Source organism: Streptomyces incanus (assembly GCF_042656345.1).
Taxonomy (GTDB): Bacteria; Actinomycetota; Actinomycetes; order Streptomycetales; family Streptomycetaceae; genus Streptomyces; species Streptomyces incanus.
Window position 1 is genome coordinate 129,439 of sequence record NZ_JBHSPC010000014.1, and the last position, 19,703, is coordinate 149,141.

General features: G+C 70.4%; 22 protein-coding genes. 4 read left to right on the top strand and 18 right to left on the bottom strand.

Annotation, left to right across the window (positions count from 1 at the left end):
* Positions 1-6: 6 nt before the first annotated feature.
* From ACFP2V_RS05455 to ACFP2V_RS05485, 7 genes are all read right to left on the bottom strand, one after another.
* A complete protein-coding gene (locus ACFP2V_RS05455) occupies positions 7-1,779 on the bottom strand; it encodes a relaxase/mobilization nuclease domain-containing protein (RefSeq protein ID WP_381206229.1) in 1,773 nt (590 codons plus the stop codon).
* Entirely contained in the window at positions 1,779-2,363 is a 585-nt protein-coding gene (locus tag ACFP2V_RS05460) for a MobC family plasmid mobilization relaxosome protein (RefSeq protein ID WP_381206233.1), read from the bottom strand. The genes ACFP2V_RS05455 and ACFP2V_RS05460 overlap by 1 nt, the downstream gene beginning before the upstream one ends.
* A 77-nt stretch (positions 2,364-2,440) precedes the next feature.
* Positions 2,441-2,665, bottom strand: a complete 225-nt coding sequence (locus tag ACFP2V_RS05465) for a hypothetical protein (protein ID WP_381206401.1) — start codon at positions 2,663-2,665, stop codon at positions 2,441-2,443.
* 95 nt (positions 2,666-2,760) lie between these two features.
* Positions 2,761-3,804 (bottom strand): DUF2637 domain-containing protein, encoded by a 1,044-nt coding sequence (locus tag ACFP2V_RS05470; RefSeq protein WP_381206236.1) that lies wholly within the window; start codon positions 3,802-3,804, stop codon positions 2,761-2,763.
* On the bottom strand, positions 3,801-4,367 hold the full coding sequence (locus ACFP2V_RS05475) for a WhiB family transcriptional regulator (RefSeq protein ID WP_381206239.1): 567 nt from the start codon (positions 4,365-4,367) through the stop codon (positions 3,801-3,803). Before ACFP2V_RS05475 ends, ACFP2V_RS05470 begins: the two co-directional genes overlap by 4 nt.
* Positions 4,368-4,484: 117 nt before the next feature.
* The gene (locus tag ACFP2V_RS05480) at positions 4,485-5,180 is read right to left on the bottom strand and encodes an ATP-binding protein (RefSeq protein WP_381206242.1); all 696 of its coding nucleotides are present in this window, start codon (positions 5,178-5,180) and stop codon (positions 4,485-4,487) included.
* Positions 5,180-6,181, bottom strand: a complete 1,002-nt coding sequence (locus ACFP2V_RS05485; RefSeq protein WP_381206245.1) for a hypothetical protein — start codon at positions 6,179-6,181, stop codon at positions 5,180-5,182. The genes ACFP2V_RS05480 and ACFP2V_RS05485 overlap by 1 nt, the downstream gene beginning before the upstream one ends.
* Positions 6,182-6,554: 373 nt before the next feature.
* On the opposite strand from ACFP2V_RS05485, the gene ACFP2V_RS05490 reads away from it, so the two are divergent.
* From ACFP2V_RS05490 to ACFP2V_RS05505, 4 genes are all read left to right on the top strand, one after another.
* The gene (locus tag ACFP2V_RS05490; protein ID WP_381206248.1) at positions 6,555-7,055 is read left to right on the top strand and encodes a helix-turn-helix domain-containing protein; all 501 of its coding nucleotides are present in this window, start codon (positions 6,555-6,557) and stop codon (positions 7,053-7,055) included.
* A 163-nt stretch (positions 7,056-7,218) separates the two neighbouring features.
* A complete protein-coding gene (locus ACFP2V_RS05495; RefSeq protein ID WP_381206251.1) occupies positions 7,219-7,728 on the top strand; it encodes a hypothetical protein in 510 nt (169 codons plus the stop codon).
* Between the two features lie 13 nt (positions 7,729-7,741).
* Entirely contained in the window at positions 7,742-8,923 is a 1,182-nt protein-coding gene (locus ACFP2V_RS05500; protein ID WP_381206253.1) for an MAB_1171c family putative transporter, read from the top strand.
* Positions 8,920-9,537, top strand: a complete 618-nt coding sequence (locus ACFP2V_RS05505; RefSeq protein ID WP_359735407.1) for a phosphatase PAP2 family protein — start codon at positions 8,920-8,922, stop codon at positions 9,535-9,537. Before ACFP2V_RS05500 ends, ACFP2V_RS05505 begins: the two co-directional genes overlap by 4 nt.
* 74 nt (positions 9,538-9,611) lie before the next feature.
* Here ACFP2V_RS05505 and ACFP2V_RS05510 read toward each other — a convergent pair whose 3' ends face one another.
* The 11 genes from ACFP2V_RS05510 to ACFP2V_RS05560 form a co-directional block, all read right to left on the bottom strand.
* On the bottom strand, positions 9,612-10,421 hold the full coding sequence (locus tag ACFP2V_RS05510) for a 3-deoxy-manno-octulosonate cytidylyltransferase (RefSeq protein ID WP_381206257.1): 810 nt from the start codon (positions 10,419-10,421) through the stop codon (positions 9,612-9,614).
* Positions 10,422-10,456: 35 nt separating this feature from the next.
* Positions 10,457-11,017: an NUDIX hydrolase gene (locus tag ACFP2V_RS05515; protein WP_381206259.1), complete on the bottom strand. Its 561-nt coding sequence runs from the start codon at positions 11,015-11,017 to the stop codon at positions 10,457-10,459.
* Entirely contained in the window at positions 11,014-12,135 is a 1,122-nt protein-coding gene (locus ACFP2V_RS05520; RefSeq protein WP_381206262.1) for an adenosylhomocysteinase, read from the bottom strand. The genes ACFP2V_RS05515 and ACFP2V_RS05520 overlap by 4 nt, the downstream gene beginning before the upstream one ends.
* A 31-nt stretch (positions 12,136-12,166) precedes the next feature.
* A complete protein-coding gene (locus tag ACFP2V_RS05525; RefSeq protein ID WP_381206265.1) occupies positions 12,167-13,165 on the bottom strand; it encodes an NAD-dependent epimerase/dehydratase family protein in 999 nt (332 codons plus the stop codon).
* A 34-nt stretch (positions 13,166-13,199) separates the two neighbouring features.
* Entirely contained in the window at positions 13,200-14,033 is an 834-nt protein-coding gene (locus tag ACFP2V_RS05530; RefSeq protein WP_381206267.1) for an aminoglycoside phosphotransferase/kinase family protein, read from the bottom strand.
* Positions 14,030-14,686, bottom strand: a complete 657-nt coding sequence (locus ACFP2V_RS05535; protein WP_381206270.1) for a histidine phosphatase family protein — start codon at positions 14,684-14,686, stop codon at positions 14,030-14,032. The genes ACFP2V_RS05530 and ACFP2V_RS05535 overlap by 4 nt, the downstream gene beginning before the upstream one ends.
* Entirely contained in the window at positions 14,683-15,444 is a 762-nt protein-coding gene (locus tag ACFP2V_RS05540; RefSeq protein WP_381206273.1) for a phosphotransferase, read from the bottom strand. Before ACFP2V_RS05540 ends, ACFP2V_RS05535 begins: the two co-directional genes overlap by 4 nt.
* On the bottom strand, positions 15,441-16,292 hold the full coding sequence (locus tag ACFP2V_RS05545) for a class I SAM-dependent methyltransferase (RefSeq protein ID WP_381206276.1): 852 nt from the start codon (positions 16,290-16,292) through the stop codon (positions 15,441-15,443). The genes ACFP2V_RS05540 and ACFP2V_RS05545 overlap by 4 nt, the downstream gene beginning before the upstream one ends.
* Positions 16,293-16,323: 31 nt before the next feature.
* Positions 16,324-16,833: a P-loop NTPase family protein gene (locus ACFP2V_RS05550; protein ID WP_381206279.1), complete on the bottom strand. Its 510-nt coding sequence runs from the start codon at positions 16,831-16,833 to the stop codon at positions 16,324-16,326.
* A 96-nt stretch (positions 16,834-16,929) separates the two neighbouring features.
* Entirely contained in the window at positions 16,930-17,982 is a 1,053-nt protein-coding gene (locus tag ACFP2V_RS05555; protein WP_381206281.1) for a glycosyltransferase family protein, read from the bottom strand.
* A complete protein-coding gene (locus ACFP2V_RS05560; protein ID WP_381206284.1) occupies positions 17,979-19,697 on the bottom strand; it encodes a carbamoyltransferase family protein in 1,719 nt (572 codons plus the stop codon). Before ACFP2V_RS05560 ends, ACFP2V_RS05555 begins: the two co-directional genes overlap by 4 nt.
* Positions 19,698-19,703 lie beyond the last annotated feature (6 nt).

Genomic DNA, 19,703 nt, shown 5'->3' on the forward strand with positions numbered 1-19,703 from the left:
AGCTGGTCAACGACGTGGCGGGCGGCGGTTGTGGTCCGGGACAGCCGGGCGCGGCACCGCTGCTGGGGCGTTCCGTTCGATGGTGCGGCTGGTCGAGGTCTTGGCCTGGCGGGTGCCGCCCTGCGGGCGGGGCGGAGCTTCGCCGGGGTGTGCGGGGAGCTGGGCGATGTGGCGAAGGCGCCAGACCAACACGTCGTTGACGTCCTCGGCGGTGTCGAGTTCGCGCATGTCGATGGCCTGGCGCAGGAGGGCTTCGGGGTTGTGGCCCGCCTGCTCGGCCTGGGCGAGGGTGGCGACCAGGGCGTCGGTCCTCGTCGCCCTGCCGCCCGCTCGTACGTCCTGCTCTGGCAGAACCGCGCGAAGGGTGGCTTCGTGCGACCGGCGTTGGGGCTCGGGGAGAGCGCGGCCTTGGTCGTGCAGCACCCGCATCGGTGTGGCGGCGGCCCGGCGGTATGCGGTGCGCAGGTGCTCAGCGGCCTGTCGGGAGGCGTGGGCCTGCTGGGCGTGACCGCGGGCGGAGTGCCAGCGGGCGGCGGCGAGGGTGACCAGGACCAGGGTGGAGACGAGCATGGCGGTGGTGCCGCCGTCCTCGCCCCTGCCGAGCGCGCCGCCGGCCTGGACGATGCCCCGGGCGGCCGAGCGGAGAGCCCGGGTGTCGGCGAGTTCGGCGCGGACGTGGCTGCGGGTCGCCCGATCGAACGCGCGAGCGGCGGCAGCCAGCTCGGCGCGGGTGGCGGCCGGGGAGGTCTGGGCGACCGCGTCCAGGAGTTCTCCGACGCCGACGAGTTGGGCGGCGGCTTCGCCGTCGTCGTCGCGGTCCAGGAGCACGGCGGAGCGTTCGGCGATGCCGGTGGCGCTCCGGCGTGCACCGGCGGGCGGAGACCAGTCCGTCCGGCCGCCGGTGGCCGAGGGCGTTGTCAGCTCGGGGGTGCCGTCGGTCAGCCGAAGGCGGATCTTCGGCAAGGAAAGGTCGGGGGCCAGCTTGGAGCCGGGGTACCAGACCGGTTCGCCGTGGCGGTTGCGGTCGCCGGGCAGGGCGACGTTGTAGCCGATGACGTCGCCGGACGGAGCGGTCCGCGTCTTCACGCGCAGGCCCGCCTCCCGGAGCCGGGTGAAGAACTCCTCTTCGGTGGCCGCGCCGGCGAGGGCCTGGCGGACGGCTTCGCGGAGCGTCTCACGGGGGGCTTCGGGGCGACCGGTGCGCTCGGCCTTGAAGCGTTCAGCGCTGGTGGGGGTCTTGGCTCCGGTCCCGTCGCCGGGCTTGAGGCGGCGCAGACCCATGTCCTTCTCGATGCGTCGGCATTCCGCCTGGGCCTTCTTGAAGTCGTAGTTCATCCTCGGGCGGCGCAGGTCACCTCGGACCATGGTGGCCAGGATGTGGATGTGGTCGTCGGCGTGGCGTACGGCGACCCACCGGCAGCCGTCCGGGTCGCCTTCGGGGGCGAGGTTGACGGCGTGGACCAGGCGGCGGGCGACGGTGTTCCACTCGGCGTCGCTCAGGGTCCGGTCGCCGGGGTCGGTGCGGACCGAGCAATGCCAGACGTGCTGGGTGGGCGCGCTGTCGCCGGCTTGCTTGACCCGCAGGTCCAGAGCGGCGGAGAGGCGGGCGAGGGTGACCTTCGGATCGGGATCGGAGCTGGTGTCGCGGCCGGGGTCGGGGGCGAAGCCGTCCCAGCTCCCGACGAGGTGGGGGTCGACGTGCTCGTCGCGCTTGCCGGGGCCGTACAGGTAGACGAGCAGGCCGTGGGTTCGCGAGCCGCGCCGGATCTTGGGGACCATCAGGTTCGCCTCCTCACCAGGGCGTCGGCGGTGTCGTCGACGCGGGCCAGGAGCCGGGTCAGGGTTGCGAGGGCGTGGTCGAGTTCGCCGGGGCGGGGCTGTCCGCCGGCGTTGTGGACGTGGGCGATCTGGTTGATGTTGTTGCCGATCCGGGCCAGGGCGGTTCGCAGGGCGACGAGTTCGTCGATGGCGGTGTCGAGACGTTCGTCGGTGTGCAGGGCGGTCGAACCGCGGGCGGCGGCGAGGCCGGCGGTGGCGAGGAATCGGGCGACGGTGATGCCGCGCTGTGTGGCGGCGACGACGATCTCGGCGTGCTCGGTGTCGGAGAGGCGGGTGGTCGTCTTACGGGTGCGCTCGCTCGGGTTGCGGCGGCGGCGGCGCGGTGTGCGGTCGGGGAAGGCGGGCGTGCTGGGGCGCGGCTGCTCGCGGTGGTCGTCGCGGTCGGCTTCTCCTCCCGTGACCGGCGTTCCCTGGTGCCGGTCGCCCGGCTGGTCCCCGTGCGCCCTCGCTCGGGGACCAGCCGGGCCTCCCCTGCCCTCCAGGGCGGGGGCAAGTGCGTGCGACGGGCCGTAGGACCGTCGCACGCGACAACTTGCTCCGCCTGGAGCCGTGTTGGGGTCACGCTGCGGTCCGGACGTGGTGGCCGCCGGGTCGTTGGCGGTCACCGGCCCGTCTCCGCGTCCTGCTGGTGGACGTCGCGGACGATGTCCTCGATCCAGTCCATGGCCAGGACCGGGTGGTGCAGGGTCCAGGGGCGGCTGTGTCGGCACCGTTGCACGGTCCAGGTGTTGTCGGGACCGGATTCGGCGCGGTGGAGGTGACCGCGCTGGTGCAGGACGGTCAGCCAGGTGTCCACCTCGGCGGGTGTGGTGGGGCTCGTGCGCATGGCGGTGCTCTCCGGTTCGCGGGAGGAGGTCGTGGGGCTGGGTGGGTGACCGGCCGCGTTGTCCGGCTCGGTCACCCACCCCATGGGGTGTGCGGTCAGTTCCGGTCGGTGGTGACCGACTGTCCGTGCTGCTGGCGGAGCTGGACCATCAGGGCGGTCAACGTGTCGCTGGACAGCGGGATCTGCTGACCGCGGATCGCTTGGGCGACCACCTTGCGGGTCAGTTTGTCCTCGGCCCTGACCGCTGACCGGGCGATCTCCAGCAGTTCCTCGGTGTCCGGGTCAGGTCGCCGGCCACCCGTTGTCCGGGTGTCGCGGGCAGTGACCGATGGCGGAGTGACCGGCGGGAGGTTGGACGGGTGACCGGTGACCGGCTCGGTGACGGCCTTTCGGGCACTGACCGCCGGGGTGGTGTCCGGCTGTCCGCCCAGGTCAGCGGCCTTGGACTCCCGGTCAGGGTGACTGGTGTCCGGGCTGCTGCTGTCCGCTGGGGCACTGCCCCCGGTCAGTGTCCGGGCCCCTGGTGCCTGCTTGTCCGGGGACAGGCGGGACCGGTCGGTCAGGGCGGTGACCGGCTGTCCGGCGCAGACCTGACCGGGCTGCGGCTGCGGCCGACCGGCCCGGTCAGTCCGAGTGACCGGGATACGCTCGGGATGACCTGCCTGGCCGAGGCCATCGCGGTCACTTCGGTCACTGTCCTTGACCGGTCCCCGGGCGATCAGGATGTACAGGTGCACCGCTCCGGCCAAGGCCAGCGGGGCGATGGTGGACAGCACCGCGACCACCATGTCTCCGAGCCGCAGCCCGGTGGCCGAGGTGCTCTCTTCGTTGAGCCTGACCGCGTGCAGCGCGTTGGCCCAGATGCTGGCGGCGGTGGCCGTGCCGAAGAGCGTCCAGACGTAGAGCCGGGCGCGCAGCGGTGCGTCGCGCAGGACCAGCAGGGCCCGGACGCCGTACGCGATGAACCCGTCGATCACCAAGGGGAAGAGGTAGGTCAGCAGCCCCCGGACGTGGACGGCGACGGCCATCTGCTGCAGGGCGTCGTAGGACAGGGCGCATCCCGCACCGCCGAGGGCGATGACGACCGCGCGGTCCCACCGGGTGACGTGCGCCGTGCTCGGCGCGCCGGCGGTGCTCACGCCGCCGCTCCGAAGTCGTCGCGGCCCAGATGCCTGCCGTCGGTCTCTGAGGGTGGGGTGCTCTTCGTGGTCTGCTCCAGGTCTCGGTTGCGCAGGGCTCGGCGGGTTTCGCGGTAGAGCTTCTGGGCGTGTTCCTCGCTGATCTTCAGAAGCCAGGCCAGGCGCTGTTCGGTGAGGCCGTGGCGGTAGGCGGCGCGGACGACCGCGCGACGCTCGGCCTTGGTGAGGTGGACGTCGCGCCCGGCGACGGTCGCGTTGACGCGGCTGTAGTCGAGACGGTTGGCGAGCTTCTCGTGCAGCGGCGCACGCTCCTCCTCGGTCATCCCGCCACGGATGCCGTGGGTGTCGCCGCCTTCGAGGGCAGCGTCCAGGCAGGTTTGGCGAACCGGGCACTGGCCGCAGAGCCACTTCGCTGCGGTGATCTTGGCGGTCTCGTCGGGCTCGGGGAAGAAGAGTTCGGGGTCCACCGGGTTGTACTCGGTGCTCTGGCAGACGGCCTGCTCCTGCCAGGTGTGGTCGCCGAGCGACCGGTAGCGGGCAGGGTTGATCGTCGTGGGTGTCATGCTGTTGCTCCGATCACTCTCCGCGCGCGGTGGGCGTCGGCGGAGAGGTGTTGCTGGTCGAGAAGTACATGGGGCGGCGCGCCGGGTGCGCGGCCCGGCGTGGCGGCCTGCGGCAGCTCAGGCGGCGTGGGGCTGACGTCTGCGGTCGACGGGCTCGAAGGTGACGCGGGTGGTCATCTCGGCGAGACGGGAGGCGACCCGGTCCCCGAGGTGTCCACGGAGGTCGCGCATGGCGAGGTTGCTGGTGATCAGCGTGGGGAGCATCAGGTTGTACCGGCGGTTGATCAGCCGGTAGGTGATCTCCTCGACCCACTCGGAGGTCTTGGCCGCGCCGAGGTCGTCCAGGATCAGCAGCGGGCAGCGGCTGACCGTCTCGAGTCCGCGTTCGGTGTCGTGTCCGGGGCGCGGGCGCAGGTCCGCGTAGAGGTCGGCGGCCGTGGTGGCCCGCCACCTGACTGCGATGCCCGCTTCGACGAGGGTTCGGACCGCGCCGTACACCTGGTGGGTCTTGCCCGCGCCGGTGACGCCGGCGAGGAGCAGGCTGGGGCCGGTGGTGATCTCTCGTCGCGCGCCGGGGTTGGGTGCCTCGACCCGCGCGATCACGTCGCGGGTCCAGGCCAGTACCTCGGGGTGGTCGGCGCGGGCGGTCCGGTAGCGCGGGGGCATCCGGGAGTCCAGCAGGCCCAGCGGTGTGTAGGGCCGGTCCTCGTCCGGGGCGTCGGGGAGGTGCTGTGGGTTCATGCCCCGGGCGGTGAGGATCCGCTGCAGTCGCTGGAGGGCTCCGGCGCCGAGGAGCTCGGGCTCGCGGCTCATCACAGCTCCTCCGCGTAGGCGGCGGCCGCGTCGACCGGGTTGGTCCACGCTCGGTGCGTCACACCGGGTCGGGATCCCGTCTGGGCGGGGACGCGGGCGTTCATGGCGTCGTTCACCAGGCTCGGCAGCCGCGAGGGATGGCCCTGGATCTCGGCGTAGCGAGCGAGGCCGACGCGGATGTGGTCCACGTCGATGCCTTCGGCGAGCAGTTTCTTCAGCAGGCGTCCGAGGTGTCCGAGGACGTCACCGGGCGGGCGCTGGGTACAGGAGCCCACGTACTCGGCGAGGAGGTTCCCGGCGGTGACCGTGCCGTCGGGCGCTGTGCGCCCCGTAGGTGAAGACGATCCAGGATCCATGATCCTGGATCCGGACGTCGAGGCTTCGGCGAGGTTTCGGGGAGGGTTCGTCGAAGCCTCTGCGAACCTTCCTTGACCTGCGGGTTCCCCTTGCGCTGGGGAGACCGTCCCGCTGGTGTCGGGATGCGTGTTGTCGCCGGTGCCCGGCACCGTGGTGCGGTCGCTGTGCGGACGTGCGAGCTGTGCGGGGTGCGGGTCGACGGCTCGGTGAGGGTTCACCGAGGGCTCGTCCAGTGCTCCCCGGGTGTTCGCCTCGGCCTCGACGCAGACTCCCTTGCACGGGCCGCACCTCTTGTCTCTGTTGTGGGAGACACAGACCGGGAACCGGGACTGGCTGGGCCGGTCGATCTTCTGGTGCTCGTACCAGCCGGTGATGTGGAGGTAACGCTTGCCGTCGCAGCCGGTGTACCGACAGATCAGTCCGGCGTCGGCGAGCTGCTGGAGGTCCTCCTCCACGTGTACGGGAGTGTGCTCGGCGCGCAGCGGCCACAGGAGGCCGGCGATGATCGCCGGGTTGTCCCGGTGCCGCCCGTGGTCGTCGGACTGGGTGAACAGGCCGACGTAGGTGACGACCGCGGTGACCGAGCAGGCCGCGACCCGTTCGTTGACGAACAGGTCGGGCTTGACCGTCCGGATGCGGGCCATCAGCGCTCCCGGCGAGCTGGACGACGCTGGAGCCGTCGGCACCGGCCTCGCTCCGAGGCTGCCGGGATTCCCCTGCTGGGTGGGCGCATGTGATACTCCGTCCTCGTGGACGGGGCTGCGTGGTTGTCGCCTGCAAGCTTGGCCACGCGGCCCCGGATCATTGGATGCCCTCGGCGAGGGCAGCCGACGGATGCCCGGGAGTTGGCGCTCCCGGGCATCGCCGTTCGGCCCCACCCCGGCCTGGACCGTTTTCATGAGTGGATGGCACGATGATCACACTAGACTGAGATGGGGCGCTGCTGTCAACCAGCGAAAATGAAGACAGGACAGCCATCCACCCCAGTGAAGGCGAAGCGACCGGAGGACGGCCACGATGGACCACCAGGACAACCCACCTGCGACACAGGCGGGCAGAGGGGCCACACTTGCCGGTCGCCTGGACCGGTTGTTCACCACCGTCCACCCGAAGGGCCGCAGCCCTTACAGCTACGAGGAGGTGGCGTCGGGCATCCGCCGACAAGGCGGCCCGACCATCTCCGCGAGCTACATCTGGCAACTGAGGACCGGCGCCAAGGACAATCCGACCAAGCGCCACCTCGAGGCCCTCTCCACCTTCTTCGGCGTGAAGCCCGCCTACTTCTTCGACGACGACGAATCGGAGAAGATCGCCGCCGAACTCGACGCACTCGCCGCCATGCGCGATGCAGGCGTGAGATCAGTGGCCCTCCGTGCGTCCGGACTCTCCGACAAGAGCCTCAAGATCATTTCCGAATTCATCGAACGCGCCCGCGAACTCGAAGGCCTCGGAGTCCCCGACGAGGGCTCGATCACCGACGTTAATTCCAGTGGCAAACATCACGATGACGTGAACTGATGCCCCATTAGCAAGGATTCGCCGCCCTACTTGCATGCGATTGTCCGCATTAACCCGGCGCAATCGTCGACCCTTCAGATGTACGACCGGAAATGATCCATATACTCGGCACGGCATCGCGGCAGTGGTCGCACGTTCGAGAAGTATCGGAGTCGGAGGGCAGATGAAGTCCGGCCGTTCGGGGCCTGCCCAAGATCAGGGAATCCGGCTCGAATCCGTTCTGGACGATCTCGATCTTCCGGATCCCTTCAAGATCGAGGAACTGCTCGCCCGCGTGTCCAAGAAGCGCGGTCGTCCTATCCATCTGCACACGTTCCCAGCGATCACCGGTGACGAACTGCCCTGTGGAGCCTGGCTCGCCACGGAGAAAGCGGACCACATCCTCGTGGAGGACGCCACCAGCCCCCTCCACCGGGACCACATCGTGCTGCACGAAGTCAGCCACATGCTCCTCGGACACACCCCTCGCCAAACCCTCAGCCGTGCCTTCCACCACCTCGACGCCGACCTCGTGACGGGTGTCCTCGGCCGCACGAGCTACGAAACCGAGGAAGAGCGGAGCGCGGAGACACTCGCCGGCCTCATCGCGACCCGTGCCGCTCTGCGTGGAAACGGCGACCGGACCACCCCCAGCACCTTGCGCCGGCTCAATGCCGCGCTCAGCGACTCCTGAGACTCCCCCACAGATGATCGACGCGATACCCGCCGTCCTGCTCTGGGCCGTCACTCTCTGGCGTGCCCGCTCCGCCTTCCGGAGACCCGAACGACTCAGTCTCTGGCTGGCCTTCGCGGCACTCGCCGTGGCCATGACGGTCCGACCAGTCGCCATCGCGTCGGCGGTCGACGAGCACCTGCACGTCACCAACCTGTCGTTCCTGATCAAGCACATATGCGGGACTGTCGCGGCGGCGTCGGTCCTCACCTTCGTCGCCGACATGGCCGAGTCGAAGACCGGGATGCGCGTATCCAGGCTGTACAAGGCCATACCTGTCGTCACGGTCGTCCTGCTGGCTTCCTGCTTCTTCGCCACCCCCCAGCCTCACGAGGTGGACGACCTCCTGGCCGACTACGCCGACCATGCCGCGATCCTCGCATACGGCGTCGTATGGACCTCCTATCTCGGCGCCGCCCTGCTGAGCGCCACGCTGCTCTGCTTCCGCTGGGGGCGCCGCCCCGACAGCGGACTTGTCGGCCGAGGGCTGATCCTCGTCGGTACTGGCACCACCGTCGGCCTCGTGTACGCCCTCCACCGCGTCGCCGTGCTGTTCATCGACTACGTCGGCAACAGCCCGCTCGGCGAAAGCGTCAATCACACGCTCAGTACCGGCCTGCTCTTCCTGGCCCTGCTGCTGATCGTGCTGGGCAGCACCCTCCCCGCCGTCCCACGCGTCCTCGCCCGCGTCCGGGCCCACTGGCAGCTCGTGGGCCTCTACCGCCTGTGGCGCACCCTCACCGACGCCGTCCCGGAAACCCGGCTCGACGCACCACCGAGCCGCGCCGCCGACGCCACCAATCCACTGCGTACTCACGACCGGCTGTACCGGCGCACCATCGAGATCCGCGACTCGATCCTCGCTCTCGCCGACCACGCCCCGGCTGAACTGCGCGGACGGGCCTACGACCACGCCACCTCCCTCGGCTTCATCGGCGCGCACGCCGACATCACCACCGAGGCCTGCTGGCTCGCTGTCGCCCGCGAAGAGCGGCTTCGCGGCGCGGCCACCGGTTCCGGCGAGCCTTTGCCCCCAGCCAGCGGAGGTCGCGACCTCGCCACCGAGATCCGCGCCCTCACCACCCTCAGCACCGCCTACCGCTCCCGCGCCACGCAGGACTTCCTCCGCGCCCACCTCGAGGAGACACCGGCATGACCACCGCCACCCAGCTTCCACCCACTGCCGCCGCTCCTGCCGAGAGGCGCTCCGCGCGCCTCGTCACCGAACTCCTGGCGCCCGCCAACCTGGTCATCGGCGTCCTGCTGGCCATCGGCTGGCACTCCACCAACTCCCTTGCGGGTGCGGGCTGGGGCCTGCTGGCCGGCGCCTTCTGCGGCGGTCTGCCGATCGCCTACATCGTCGCAGGCGTCCGCCGTGGCCGCTGGACGGACAAGCATCTCAAGGTCCGCTCCCAGCGGTGGATACCGCTCTTCGTCACCCTCGGTTCCGTCCTCGTCGGCACGGGCCTGCTCCTGGCACTCGACGCGCCTCGCGAGGTCGTCGCCCTGGTCGCCGCCATGATCGCCGGCCTGGTGCTGACCATGGCGGTCACCGTCTGGTGGAAGGTCAGCGTCCACACCGCCGTCGCCTCCGGCGTCGCCGTCGTCATCACCGTCGCCTACGGCTGGTGGGCCGCCCTCCTCTTCCTCGGCGTCGCCGCCGTCGGCTGGTCCCGGGTCTCCCTCCGCGACCACACGACGGCGCAGGTGATCGTGGGCACCATCCTGGGCGGCACGGCGGCAGCTGTGGTGTTCGCGGGGCTGCGCTGACCCGTCTGGATCAGGCAGGCTGTGCTCGATGGGAGGAGGTCGGTCGCGAGGTCTCGGACCAGGATCTGACCGCGTCACGCGGGTGCAGAACTCTCTGCCGTGCCACAAGTGAAGACCGCTCTCCCGTGCTGGCTGAGGAGGCGCTCAGCTCGCGCCAGGTCCTCCCGAGTGTCTACCGCTACACCGTCGTCCAGAACGGGGACCATGTGCACGACGTGGCCGTGCTCGACGAAGCGCAGCATCTCCACACCCTCGGCCCGCTCCAAGGGACCCTGCTGCAGTCGTAGGAACTGCTGGAGACCTGGACCGGAGAAGCCGTACAGACCCAACTGACGCAGGTACTTCGGGCGGTCGCCTTTGGGATAGGGGATGGGCTGGCGCGAGAACATCAGGGCCTCGCTGCGGGCCGTGACGACGACCTTGACGACGTTGTGGTCCAGGACTGCGCCGACGTCGACCAGCTCGGTGTAGGCGTTCACGGCGAAGATGCCCGGCGGCGTGTACTCCAGGGCCTCGGAGACGTCGTCGATGGCGGTCGGCGAGATGAACGGCTCGTCGCCCTGGACGTTGATGTACCCCTCGGCCGGCAGGCGCTCGGCGACCTCCGCGACGCGGTCGGTACCGGTGAGGTGCCCTCCGGTACGGAGGCAGTCGATGCCCAGTCCGCGACACGCCGCTTCGATGCGCTCGTCGTCCGTCGCCACGATGGCTCCGTCGAGCCGTTTGGCCTCCAGGCAGCGCTGGTGGACGTGCCAGAGCAGCGGCTTGCCGCCGAGGAGGGCCAGTGGTTTGCCGGGGAAGCGCGAAGCACCCCAGCGGCAGGGTATGACGGCGATGTGCCGGCGCGGTTTGGCGCCGGTCGGTCGGGCTGTGGTGGCGGCCACGGAGTCCTCCTGGTGAACGGGTAGGAGTGGGGGCTTCAGGTGAGCTGGGCAAGCTTGGCGCGGACGGTGGGTGAGGCGGCGTTCGCGAACGGCCGCCACTGGTAGCCGTCGACCTCCTCCTCCTGAAGCGTCACCGCGTGTTCCGCACCGAGGTGGAAGGCCCAGCGGAAGTCCACGTGGTGGTGAGCCGGCTCGTTCTTCGACGGGTTCGCGTCGATCGCGTGCACGTCGATGTCGAGGGGGATGTCCTCGTGGCCGGCGAGGGGGACGACGGCGCTGGGCGGGATGCCGGCCTCCTCGTGCAGTTCGCGCAGGGCGGCGTCGCGCAGGTGCTGATCAACCGGTTCGTTGTGCCCGCCGGGCGCCAGCAGTTTCCCGGACGCCTTGTGTGCGATGTGCAGCACGTGCCGTTCGCCGTTGATGAGGATGGCGCTGCAGGTCACATGGGTGGGGAAAGTCTTGCGGCTGGTGGGGGCGTCCGTGCCGGCGAGCGCGGCGAACAGCAGAGTCAGGGAGTCCCGTTCGTTCGGGTGGCGGGCGAGGTACGCCTCCGTGACGGTGCGGATGTGGTCGGTGGAAGGGGGCAACGAAGTCACCTTTCGAAGTGGCGGAGCCAGGTTCTGGCGATGGTGTCGCGGTCGGCCGCCGGCATCTCGTGCAGTCCGGGCTGGAAGCGGGCGTGGCTGAGTGCGGCGGTGGCAGCGAGTATCTCGGCTTGGACGAGGTGGATGTAGGTGCCGACGGCGGCGCCGTGCACGAAGTTGACGGCGCCCCCGTCGGCGAGAACGTAGAAGTAGTGGCCGGTGACCTCGTAACGGGTCAGCTGGGGTCCGACGGGCTGGCGTTCGTAGAGGTCGTCGAGGCTGCCGAGTTCGAGTTCGTCCTCGGAGGAGGTCGCCGATCCGAGGTACGCGCCGTTCCGCAGGGCGGCGAAGTCCTTGTGCCGAAGGGCGAGGTTGCCGGTGGCGCACAGGACGAGTTCCGCGTCGTGGACGGCCTCGGTGGTGGATGCGCTGGTGTGGAAGCCGAGGGATGCCGCCTGTACCCGCTTGACCGGATCGTTGTCGTACACGGTGACGCGCAGGTCCTGGGCGCGCAGGGTCTGCGCGATGGCGCGGCCGATCTTGCCGAAGCCGATGACGCAGGCGCTGCGGCTCGTGAGGATGTCCCCGCGGGCGCGGACGAGGGCGTCGGTGGAGAACACGATGGACCGGCCGACGAGGTGGTCCTCGCAGTCCTTGAGCGGAGAGCGGGCCACGGACACGACCGGGCACGGCAGGGAGCCGAGCGCCTCATACCGCTGGTGGCCGTTCTCGGTGTCCTCGACGACGCCGAGGATGCGGCCGGAGAACTTGTTCACTAGGGTGTCGAGGCTGGCCGCGAAGTACCCACCGATGTCCACCAAAACGACGTCCTGGCCGCCGACCGTGTCCTCCAGGTAGTCCAGGGCCTGTGTCTCGTCGGTGAACCGCTCCCGGGTCAGGTCGTGGACCGGCAGGGTGCGGCGGACGGTGTCAAGGGTCTGCTGGTGGATCGACCTAGGCTTGGGGAGGACCGCGCCGATCGTGGACACCGCGGTCATGGCGCGCAGGAATGCCGGTCTTTCCGGGAGCAGGTGCGTGATGACCAGCGTGGTGACCGTCTCGCCGGCGGGGAACTGCGCGGTGATCCGCCGGAAGAAGGCGTCCAGCCGCGCTCGCTCGGGGGTTTCCATGAGCACTCCTCTCGGGCTCCGAGGCGTAGGGCTACGCGGCCCGGCTGTAGTCCGGAATCTGGGCAGCCAGGGCCTGCATGTGGGCGCGCAGTCCGCTGTGGAGGTCGACTCGCGGCTGCCAGCCGAGGACTTCTCCGGCGAGGCCGGGGTCGGCGCGGGTGAGGAGGACGTCACCGTTGCGCGTGTGGTCCTGGTGGAGCTGGATGTCGCGGCCGGTGAGGCTGGTGGCGATGTTGATCACGTCCAGCAGCGATGCGTTCGATCCGCCGCCGACGTTGATGGCGCCGTGAGCGGTCGGGACGACGGCGGCGGCGATCGTGGCGGCGATCGCGTCGTCGATGTAGGTGAAGTCACGGCGCTGGTGGCCGTCTCCGTACAGACGCAGGGGTTGTCCGGTCAGGGCGGCGTGCAGGGCGCGATGGGTGAACATGTCGGCTCGCTGCCGGGGGCCGTAGACGGTGAAATACCGCAGGGCGATGACGCTGGGGCCGATGGGGCGCTCGGCGTAGGCGAGGCAGAGCTGCTCCTCGGCCAGCTTGGTCACGGCGTACGGGGAGGCGGGCTTCGGGCGGTCGGTCTCGAGGCTCGCGCCGCCGTCGGTCGGACCGTAGACGCTGGAGGAGGAGGCGACGACCAGTCGGGGGACGCCGATCCGGGTGGAGGCGTCGAGGACACGGTGGGTGGCCAGCACGTTGGACGCGAGGTAGTCGCCGAACTGCGGTCCCCAGGAGGGCCGTACCCCGGGGATGCCTGCGAGGTGGAAGACCGCGTCGGCGTCGATCAGGAGAGGGTCGATCGCGCAGTGGAGGAGGTCCGCCGTGACGTGGTGGTATCCCGAGCGTCCCCGCAACGCAGCGAGGTTGGCGGCGGCCGTCGGGTCGGTGGACGGGTCTCGGCGGTCCACGCCGATCACGGTGGTACCGGCCTGGACGAGGGCGTGTGCGAGGTGGGAGCCGATGAATCCGGCGGAGCCGGTCACCACGGCCCGTCGGGGGGCAGCGTTGGTCGGGGGCTGCTCGTGCTGTGGCACGGGATCTCCAGAGAGGTGTCGTCGAAGGGGAAGGTCAGGTGAGCCGGGACAGGACGGTTCTGCCGTGCGCGCTGAGGGCGGGGTCACTCTCCTGGTGGCCCTTGACCAGGGCCGTGGCCGCCTCGATGGCGCCGAAGGACTCCAGGAGGTGTCGTTCGGTGTCGTTCGGCGGACGCCCGTAGCCGTCGAAGAAGGCGGTGCGGAGGTGGGGTGCGGATTGCCAGCGTCGGAATTCGAGCCGGGCGAAGTCACGGACCCGGGCGTCGCGTCGCATGTGCTCGAAGTCGCAGATGCCGAAGGTGTCGCCCAGCAGCCAGTTGCGCGGCTGGTAGTCGAGATGGCAGACCGCGCTGTCCATGTGGCTGGCGCCCAGGATCGCCGCGTGGTGCTTCAGCAGGTGCTCCTCGGCCGCGTCGAGCAGGTCGGCGCGGACGGCCCGATCGATCCACCGCTGGAAGCGCTCGGCGAGCGCGGCGCCGACGGCACCGCCCTGGGGCACGGAGGTGGCCCGGTGCAGCTTGCCGAGCACGTGCCCGGCCTCGTGGTGGGCCAGTTCCTCCTCGGGCGAGCCCGGGGCCACGATGTCCGCCCGTTCGCCTGCGAGTCCGGTGAGCAGCAGGGTGAAGGTGGCGTCGTCACAGCCGACCAGCTCCGGCGCGTGGCCAGTCAGATGGGTGCCCCACGCCCCGTAGGCGTGGAGTTCTCCGGCGTACCGGTCTCGCTCCGCGTGCTGTTTCGCGATGAAGTGACGCCCGTCGCTGGCGACCAGACGCACGACCCGGGGCGGGAGCGCGGGGTCCGCTGCGATCTCGACTGCGCCGAGGAAGTGGTGCGCCAGTCGTATCCGGGGGTCCGAGGTCGCGATCACGGTGTCGGCTCCGGCGTGAGGAGACTGAGGTGCTCGGTGTCGTTGTGCCGGTCGAGCATCCAGCGGGTCTGGCCCAAGCGGTTGCGGTGGTGCTGCCAGCGGGTGATGGAGGCGTGGTTGTGGGTGAATCCGGCCGGCGAGTCGATCGGGATGCCGAGCAGCAGGGTGTGTGCGGTGATCACCGTCTCCCCGTGGGCCGCGAAGATGACGCGCTTGCCGTGGTTCTCCTCGATGATCTGGCTCAGGTTCCTGCTGGCGCGCTTCAGGAACCCGTTCCAGGTGTCGGAGCCGGCGGCCCAGGGCGTGTCGGGATGCGCGTGCGGTCCGCCGTCGGCGGCCGTCTTCACCGCGTCCCAGGGCTGGCCGTCGGCATCGCCGTGGACCGGACCGTCGAGACGGTCGTCGTGGTGCACGGGGATCTGGAGCGTCTGGGCGATGATCTCGCCGGTCTGGACGAGACGGATCCGCGGGCCGGTGTAGACCACGTCGAAGGGCTTCTTCAGGTGTTCGGTGGCCAGGCGGCGTGCGGCCTGTTCGGCTTGGGCGTACCCGAGGTTGGTCAGGCCGGTGCACGTGCGCGGACCCCCGACGAGGCCGTCGGCGTTGCACTGGGCCTGGCCGTGCCGGACGAAGACGAGTTCGGTGGTGATCATGAGGCTCCTCGGTGGCTGAAACGGAGCGGCAGGCTGTAGCGGTAGCCGTTGCGGCCGACGTACGGGGCGGTGAGCACGGCGTGCAGGCCCAGGAAGCTGTCGAGCTGGCCTCGGTCGGTCGTGGCGAGCCGGGCGTCGTGGCGTCGGGCTGCCGCGTTGTACGCGAGCAGGGCGGTGGTGACGGCTTGGTCCGTGAGCGGTCCGTAGGTCAGATGGAGCGTCGCGATGAGCTTGGCGAGGTCGTAGCCCATCGGGGCGAGGGACAGGTCGTCGGTGTCGACGACGACGATGTCCTGCGTGCTGGTGATGACGAAGTTCCGCGGGTTGCTGTCCTTGTAGAAGGCGCATGGTCCCTGGGCGGTCGCTTCCAGCAGGCCGAGCATCGCGTGCAGGGCCGCCTTGTTCGGCAGATACCCCTGCTCGTGGCGTCGCCGTAGGGCGATCCTCCTGGGGCCGAGGTAGTCGTCGAACGTCGTGCCGTCCTGGAAGTGGTGCGGGGTGTCCAGCGACGCGGAGTGCAGGTCGCTGGCCCAGGCGGCACCGTGGGCGTCGCCCAGCAGTTCCGCCACGCGCGGGAGGTCCTCGGGGCGTACGGAGCGGCCCTCGATCCGTTCGAAGGTCAGGGCGTCCGGTCGGATGGTGTGGAGTGCCGGCTGCCGTAGCGGCTTCGCGTGCGCGTTGAGCCACCGGTAGTGGCGCACCGCCCCTGCCGCGCGCTCCGGTTCCGCGTAGTGCTTGGTGAAAGGCTTGAGGCTCATGCCGGCCCTCCTCCTTCGTTCGGCTGGGCGACGACGAAGGTGATACGGGACCGGGTGGTCAGCGGCTGGTCGGGGAGGAATTCGTGCAGGGTCGCGGCCAGGGCCCCGGGGTTGCCGTACAGGCCGGGCGCGAGGTCGTACTTGGGGTTGGTGGCCAGGTACTGCGCTGTGTGGTCGTGGCCGTCGAAGGTGAAGACGTGCTCCTCGTCCAGGACGGCGATCACGTCGAGCGAGGAGGCGGCCAGTTCGGCGAGGTTGCCGCTGTGGGCTGCGGTGTAGAGGCTCTCGTGCTGAGCGGCACGCGGATCGAGGCCGGCGGAGGCGACCAGCTGATCCATCTCCTGGTAGCTGTCGAGGCCCTTGGTGACGAGCACGGCCAGACCCCCGGGGGCGAGGACCCGGGCGATCTGCGCGACGACGTCCTCGGGGTGCGGCGAGTGGTAGAGGCAGAAGGCGGCGACGACGACGTCGCTCGACCCGTCGGGCAGGGGGAGGTCGTGGAAGTCGCCTTCGACGAAGTCCACCTTGCTGTCGGGCAGCTCTTCGGCGCGCTTGCGGGCCTGGGCGAGCAGGGGGGAAGCAGCGTCCAAGCCGACGACGCGCTGCGGTCGGAGCTGCTCGGCGATGACGAGGCTGCTCGTGCCGCGCCCGCAGCCGATGTCGAGCACCACGCCGAGCCGGTTCGGCTGCCCGTGATGGGTCTGCACCAGGCTGACGATCGTCTCGGGTACGGGGCGGCCAGCGGTCTTGGCACGCATCAGGGCGCTGGTCCGCCCGGCCAGCCGCGAAGCATGTCCGTACAGCTCCCGCTGCCGGGCGGGACCCAGGAACGGGTTGGGCTCGTTCATGCCGCACCCCCTGACCGGGGGAGCGGACCGTTCAGGACTGCTCGGCGGCCACCTTCCGCAGCCAGCGGCGCGCCTGGCGCCGGTTGGCCAGCAGCACCACATCGGCGCCGGAGCCGAACTCCTCGATCTTCGCCATCACGCGGGGCCGCATCTTGCGCCGGTACGTGGCGACGTACTTGATCACACCCCAGTGGATGCGGTTGTGTACTCCGTTGCCCTTGTGCCCGGCACCGTGCCGGATCTGCCGGGAGAAGATCCCGTACAGCGCCGCCACGGTCGACACGTCCATCAGGACCACCGTGTCGCAGGCTTCGAGCCGTACCTGCAGCGTCGAGTTGTAGTTGCCGTCGATCACCCACCGCGGCTGCGCGACCAGCTCGCGCTGCACGTCGGTGAACTTGTCCATGGGCAACGCGTTCCACTCGTCGTCGTAGAACGCGGCGTCCAAGTGTGTCACCGGGGCGTCGAGGATCCTGCCCAGCTCGCGGGCCACGTGGGATTTGCCGCTGCCTCCGCAGCCGACGATGGCGACCTTCTTCATGGTGCTCCAGCGTAGAGAGGTTCGGGTGTCCGGCGGACCCATCCTCCGGGACACGCCCGGATGCTCCGGGCGCCGTGGTCGATCGAGCGGTCTGCATCAGGCAGCTCCCCGCTCGGTCGCGGTGGCCTGGACGAGGCCGTGCAGGACGGACTCCAGGGTGTTGACCTGCTTGCTCAGGCCGAACAGGCACAGGCGGTCCACGCACACGGCGATCAGGGCGGCGTGCTGCTCGGTGCCGGCGATCTCGCGCAGGTAGGAGAGGCGTTCGAGCACGTCGCTGCCGGAGCGCACGACCAGCTCCTTCGGGACGAACCGGTCGGCGAAGCGGATGTCCGCCGGGGCCAGCGGCAGGCAGCCGGCGAGCACGGCCTCGAAGATGCGCTGGGTCATCTGCCCGACGGCGGCGTACCGCTCGGGCAGCATGAGCACCGTGGCCAGGGACCGGCCGTAGATGCCGGCGGCGGCCTCGAACGGGATCCGGCCCACGAAGCGGACGTGCGGCCAGCGGCCGGTCTTCGTCCACTTCCCGGCGACCAGGTGCTCGACGCGGGCGGCGGCCGGGGCGAAGAAGCGGTCGAAGGGCTCGTCGCGGTCGTACTGGTTGCCCACGTAGCCGAGCGCGAGATCCCGAGGCCGCGCCGCCAGGGTGAGGGGATCGGCCTGGGCGAGGAGGTCCTCGGCGACGGGGAAGAGCAGCGAGTGCGCGCCGGGGGTCGGCGCGAGCGCGGCCTCGCAGACGCGGGTGTGGGCCGTACGGCGCCACACGCTCTCGGCGCGCAGGGTGCGGTCCTTGTCCCAGATCACGGTGGGCGTCTGACACCGGGCCGTGTAGTGGTTGATGAGCTGGGCCTGCCGGTGGAGGTCGCAGGTGTGCCCCTCGCTGCCGCACACGGTGGTGTTGCGGCCGGGGATCGCCCAGCGCCACTCCAGGAACAGGGCGTTGATGCCCGGCAGGCCGTCGTCGAAGGTGTACGCGCCGCCGAGGTCGTCGTCGGCTTCGAGGCGGTCGCGGTCGGCCTGGAGGAAGACGATCTCGTGACCGCGGGCAAGGAGGGCGTCGATGAAGGGGCGGCGGTGGCTGCGGCCTCCGTCGGGGGTGTCGGTGACGCCGTTGCCGAGGAAGCCCCAGAAGCTGTATCCGATCTTCATTTGGTGATCCACCGCCCTTCGAGGAGCAGGGCGTCGAGTCCGGAGTTGGCCAGGCAGTCCAGGGCCATCTCGGGTGTCCCGCAGATCGGCTTGCCCTTGACGTTGAGGGAGGTGTTGATCAGCACGGGTACGCCGGTCCGGCGGCCGAAGGCGGTCAGCACCGCGTGCATGAACGGGTTCTGCGACCGGGTCACGGTCTGCAGGCGGGAGGTGCCGTTGGTGTGCACGATGGCCGGCACCCGCTCGCGCGTCAGGTCTGTCACCCCAGAGGCCATGGACATGTACGGCGCCAGCTGGCCGAGAGTGAAGAACTCGGCGGCGCGCTCGGCCGGGACCATGGGGGCGAAGGGCCGGAACGGCTCGCGGAACTTCACGGTGGCATTCAGCCGCTCGACGACGCCGGGCTCCAGCGGGGAGGCGAGGATCGAGCGGTTGCCCAGGGCGCGCGGCCCGGCTTCGACCCCTCCCTGGAAGAGGCCGGCGATCATGCCGTGGGCGAGCTGGTCGGCGAGGAACTCGGCGGTCTCATTGCCGAGGGTCTTCTGGTGGAGGCCGGGCCAGGGGGTCAGGTCGAGGGGCTGGTCCTCATAGGAGGGGCCGAGGTAACAGTGGCGGGCGATGCCGGCGACCGGGCGAGGCGTACGCGCATCGACGTGCACGGCGAGGGCGGCCCCGATCGCGGTTCCGGCGTCCCCCGGTGCAGGCGGGACGAACACCTCGTCGAAGATGTCGGCATCGATGATCTTCCCGATGCTCACGCAGTTCGTGGCGACGCCGCCACCCACGCACAGGCGCCGGGAGCCGGTGAGCGCACGGGCGCGGCGGGCGAGGTGGACCATCACCTGCTCGGTCCGCTCCTGGAGGGCAGCCGCCAGGTCTCGGTGGACGTCGGTGAGCGGTTCGCTCGGGTGCCGCTCGGGGCAGGTCTCGGCGACGAACCGCCTAGATGTCCTCGCGTATCCCGAGTTGAGGGTGCGCGCCGGGAAGTAGCCGGGGTGGATGCGGAAGCCCGTGGCCGTCGTGCGGACGGCCGTGGTGAACAGGTGGCGGAACCGGGCGGGGTCACCGAGGGCGGCCAGCGCCATGACGGTGCCCTCCTCGTCGCCCCGCCGCCAGCCCAGGTGCTCGGTGACGGCGCCGTACACGTACCCGAGGGAGGCCGGGTCGTTGATCGCTTCCAGGGTCCGGACGCGGGGACGCGGAATGCCGTGACCGTGGGCGATGGTGGTGGTCTGCCGCTCGCCGAGGCTGTCGACCACGAGTACGGCGGCTTCCTCCCAACCGGAGGCGGCGAAGGCCGTGAGCTGGTGGGCGCGGTGGTGCAGGACCGGTGTGACGCGGGCCGAGGGGAACTGGCTGCCGAGGACGCGCAGCCGCCGCCGGGTCCGCAGGGCGACCTTGGCGAACCCGTGGGCGCGGGCCAGGCTCCGGTCGCGCATCGTCGGCGAGAGCGCCAGGTGCAGGGCGGCGGGCGACTCGGCGAGGTAGCGGACGGGCTGGAAGTTGTAGGCGACGGCGTCCACGTCGGTGGCGCTCAGCTTGGCCTGGTCGAGGAGCCATCCCACGGCGCGGGCCGGGTAGAGCTTGGTGTGCTTCTGCGCGGAGAGGCGTTCCTCCTCGACGAAGCCGACGAGTTCACCGTCCACGAGAAGGGCGGCCGACGAGTCGTGGGTGTACGAGCACAGGCCGAGGATGACGGAGGGGGTGCGCTTCATGACGGC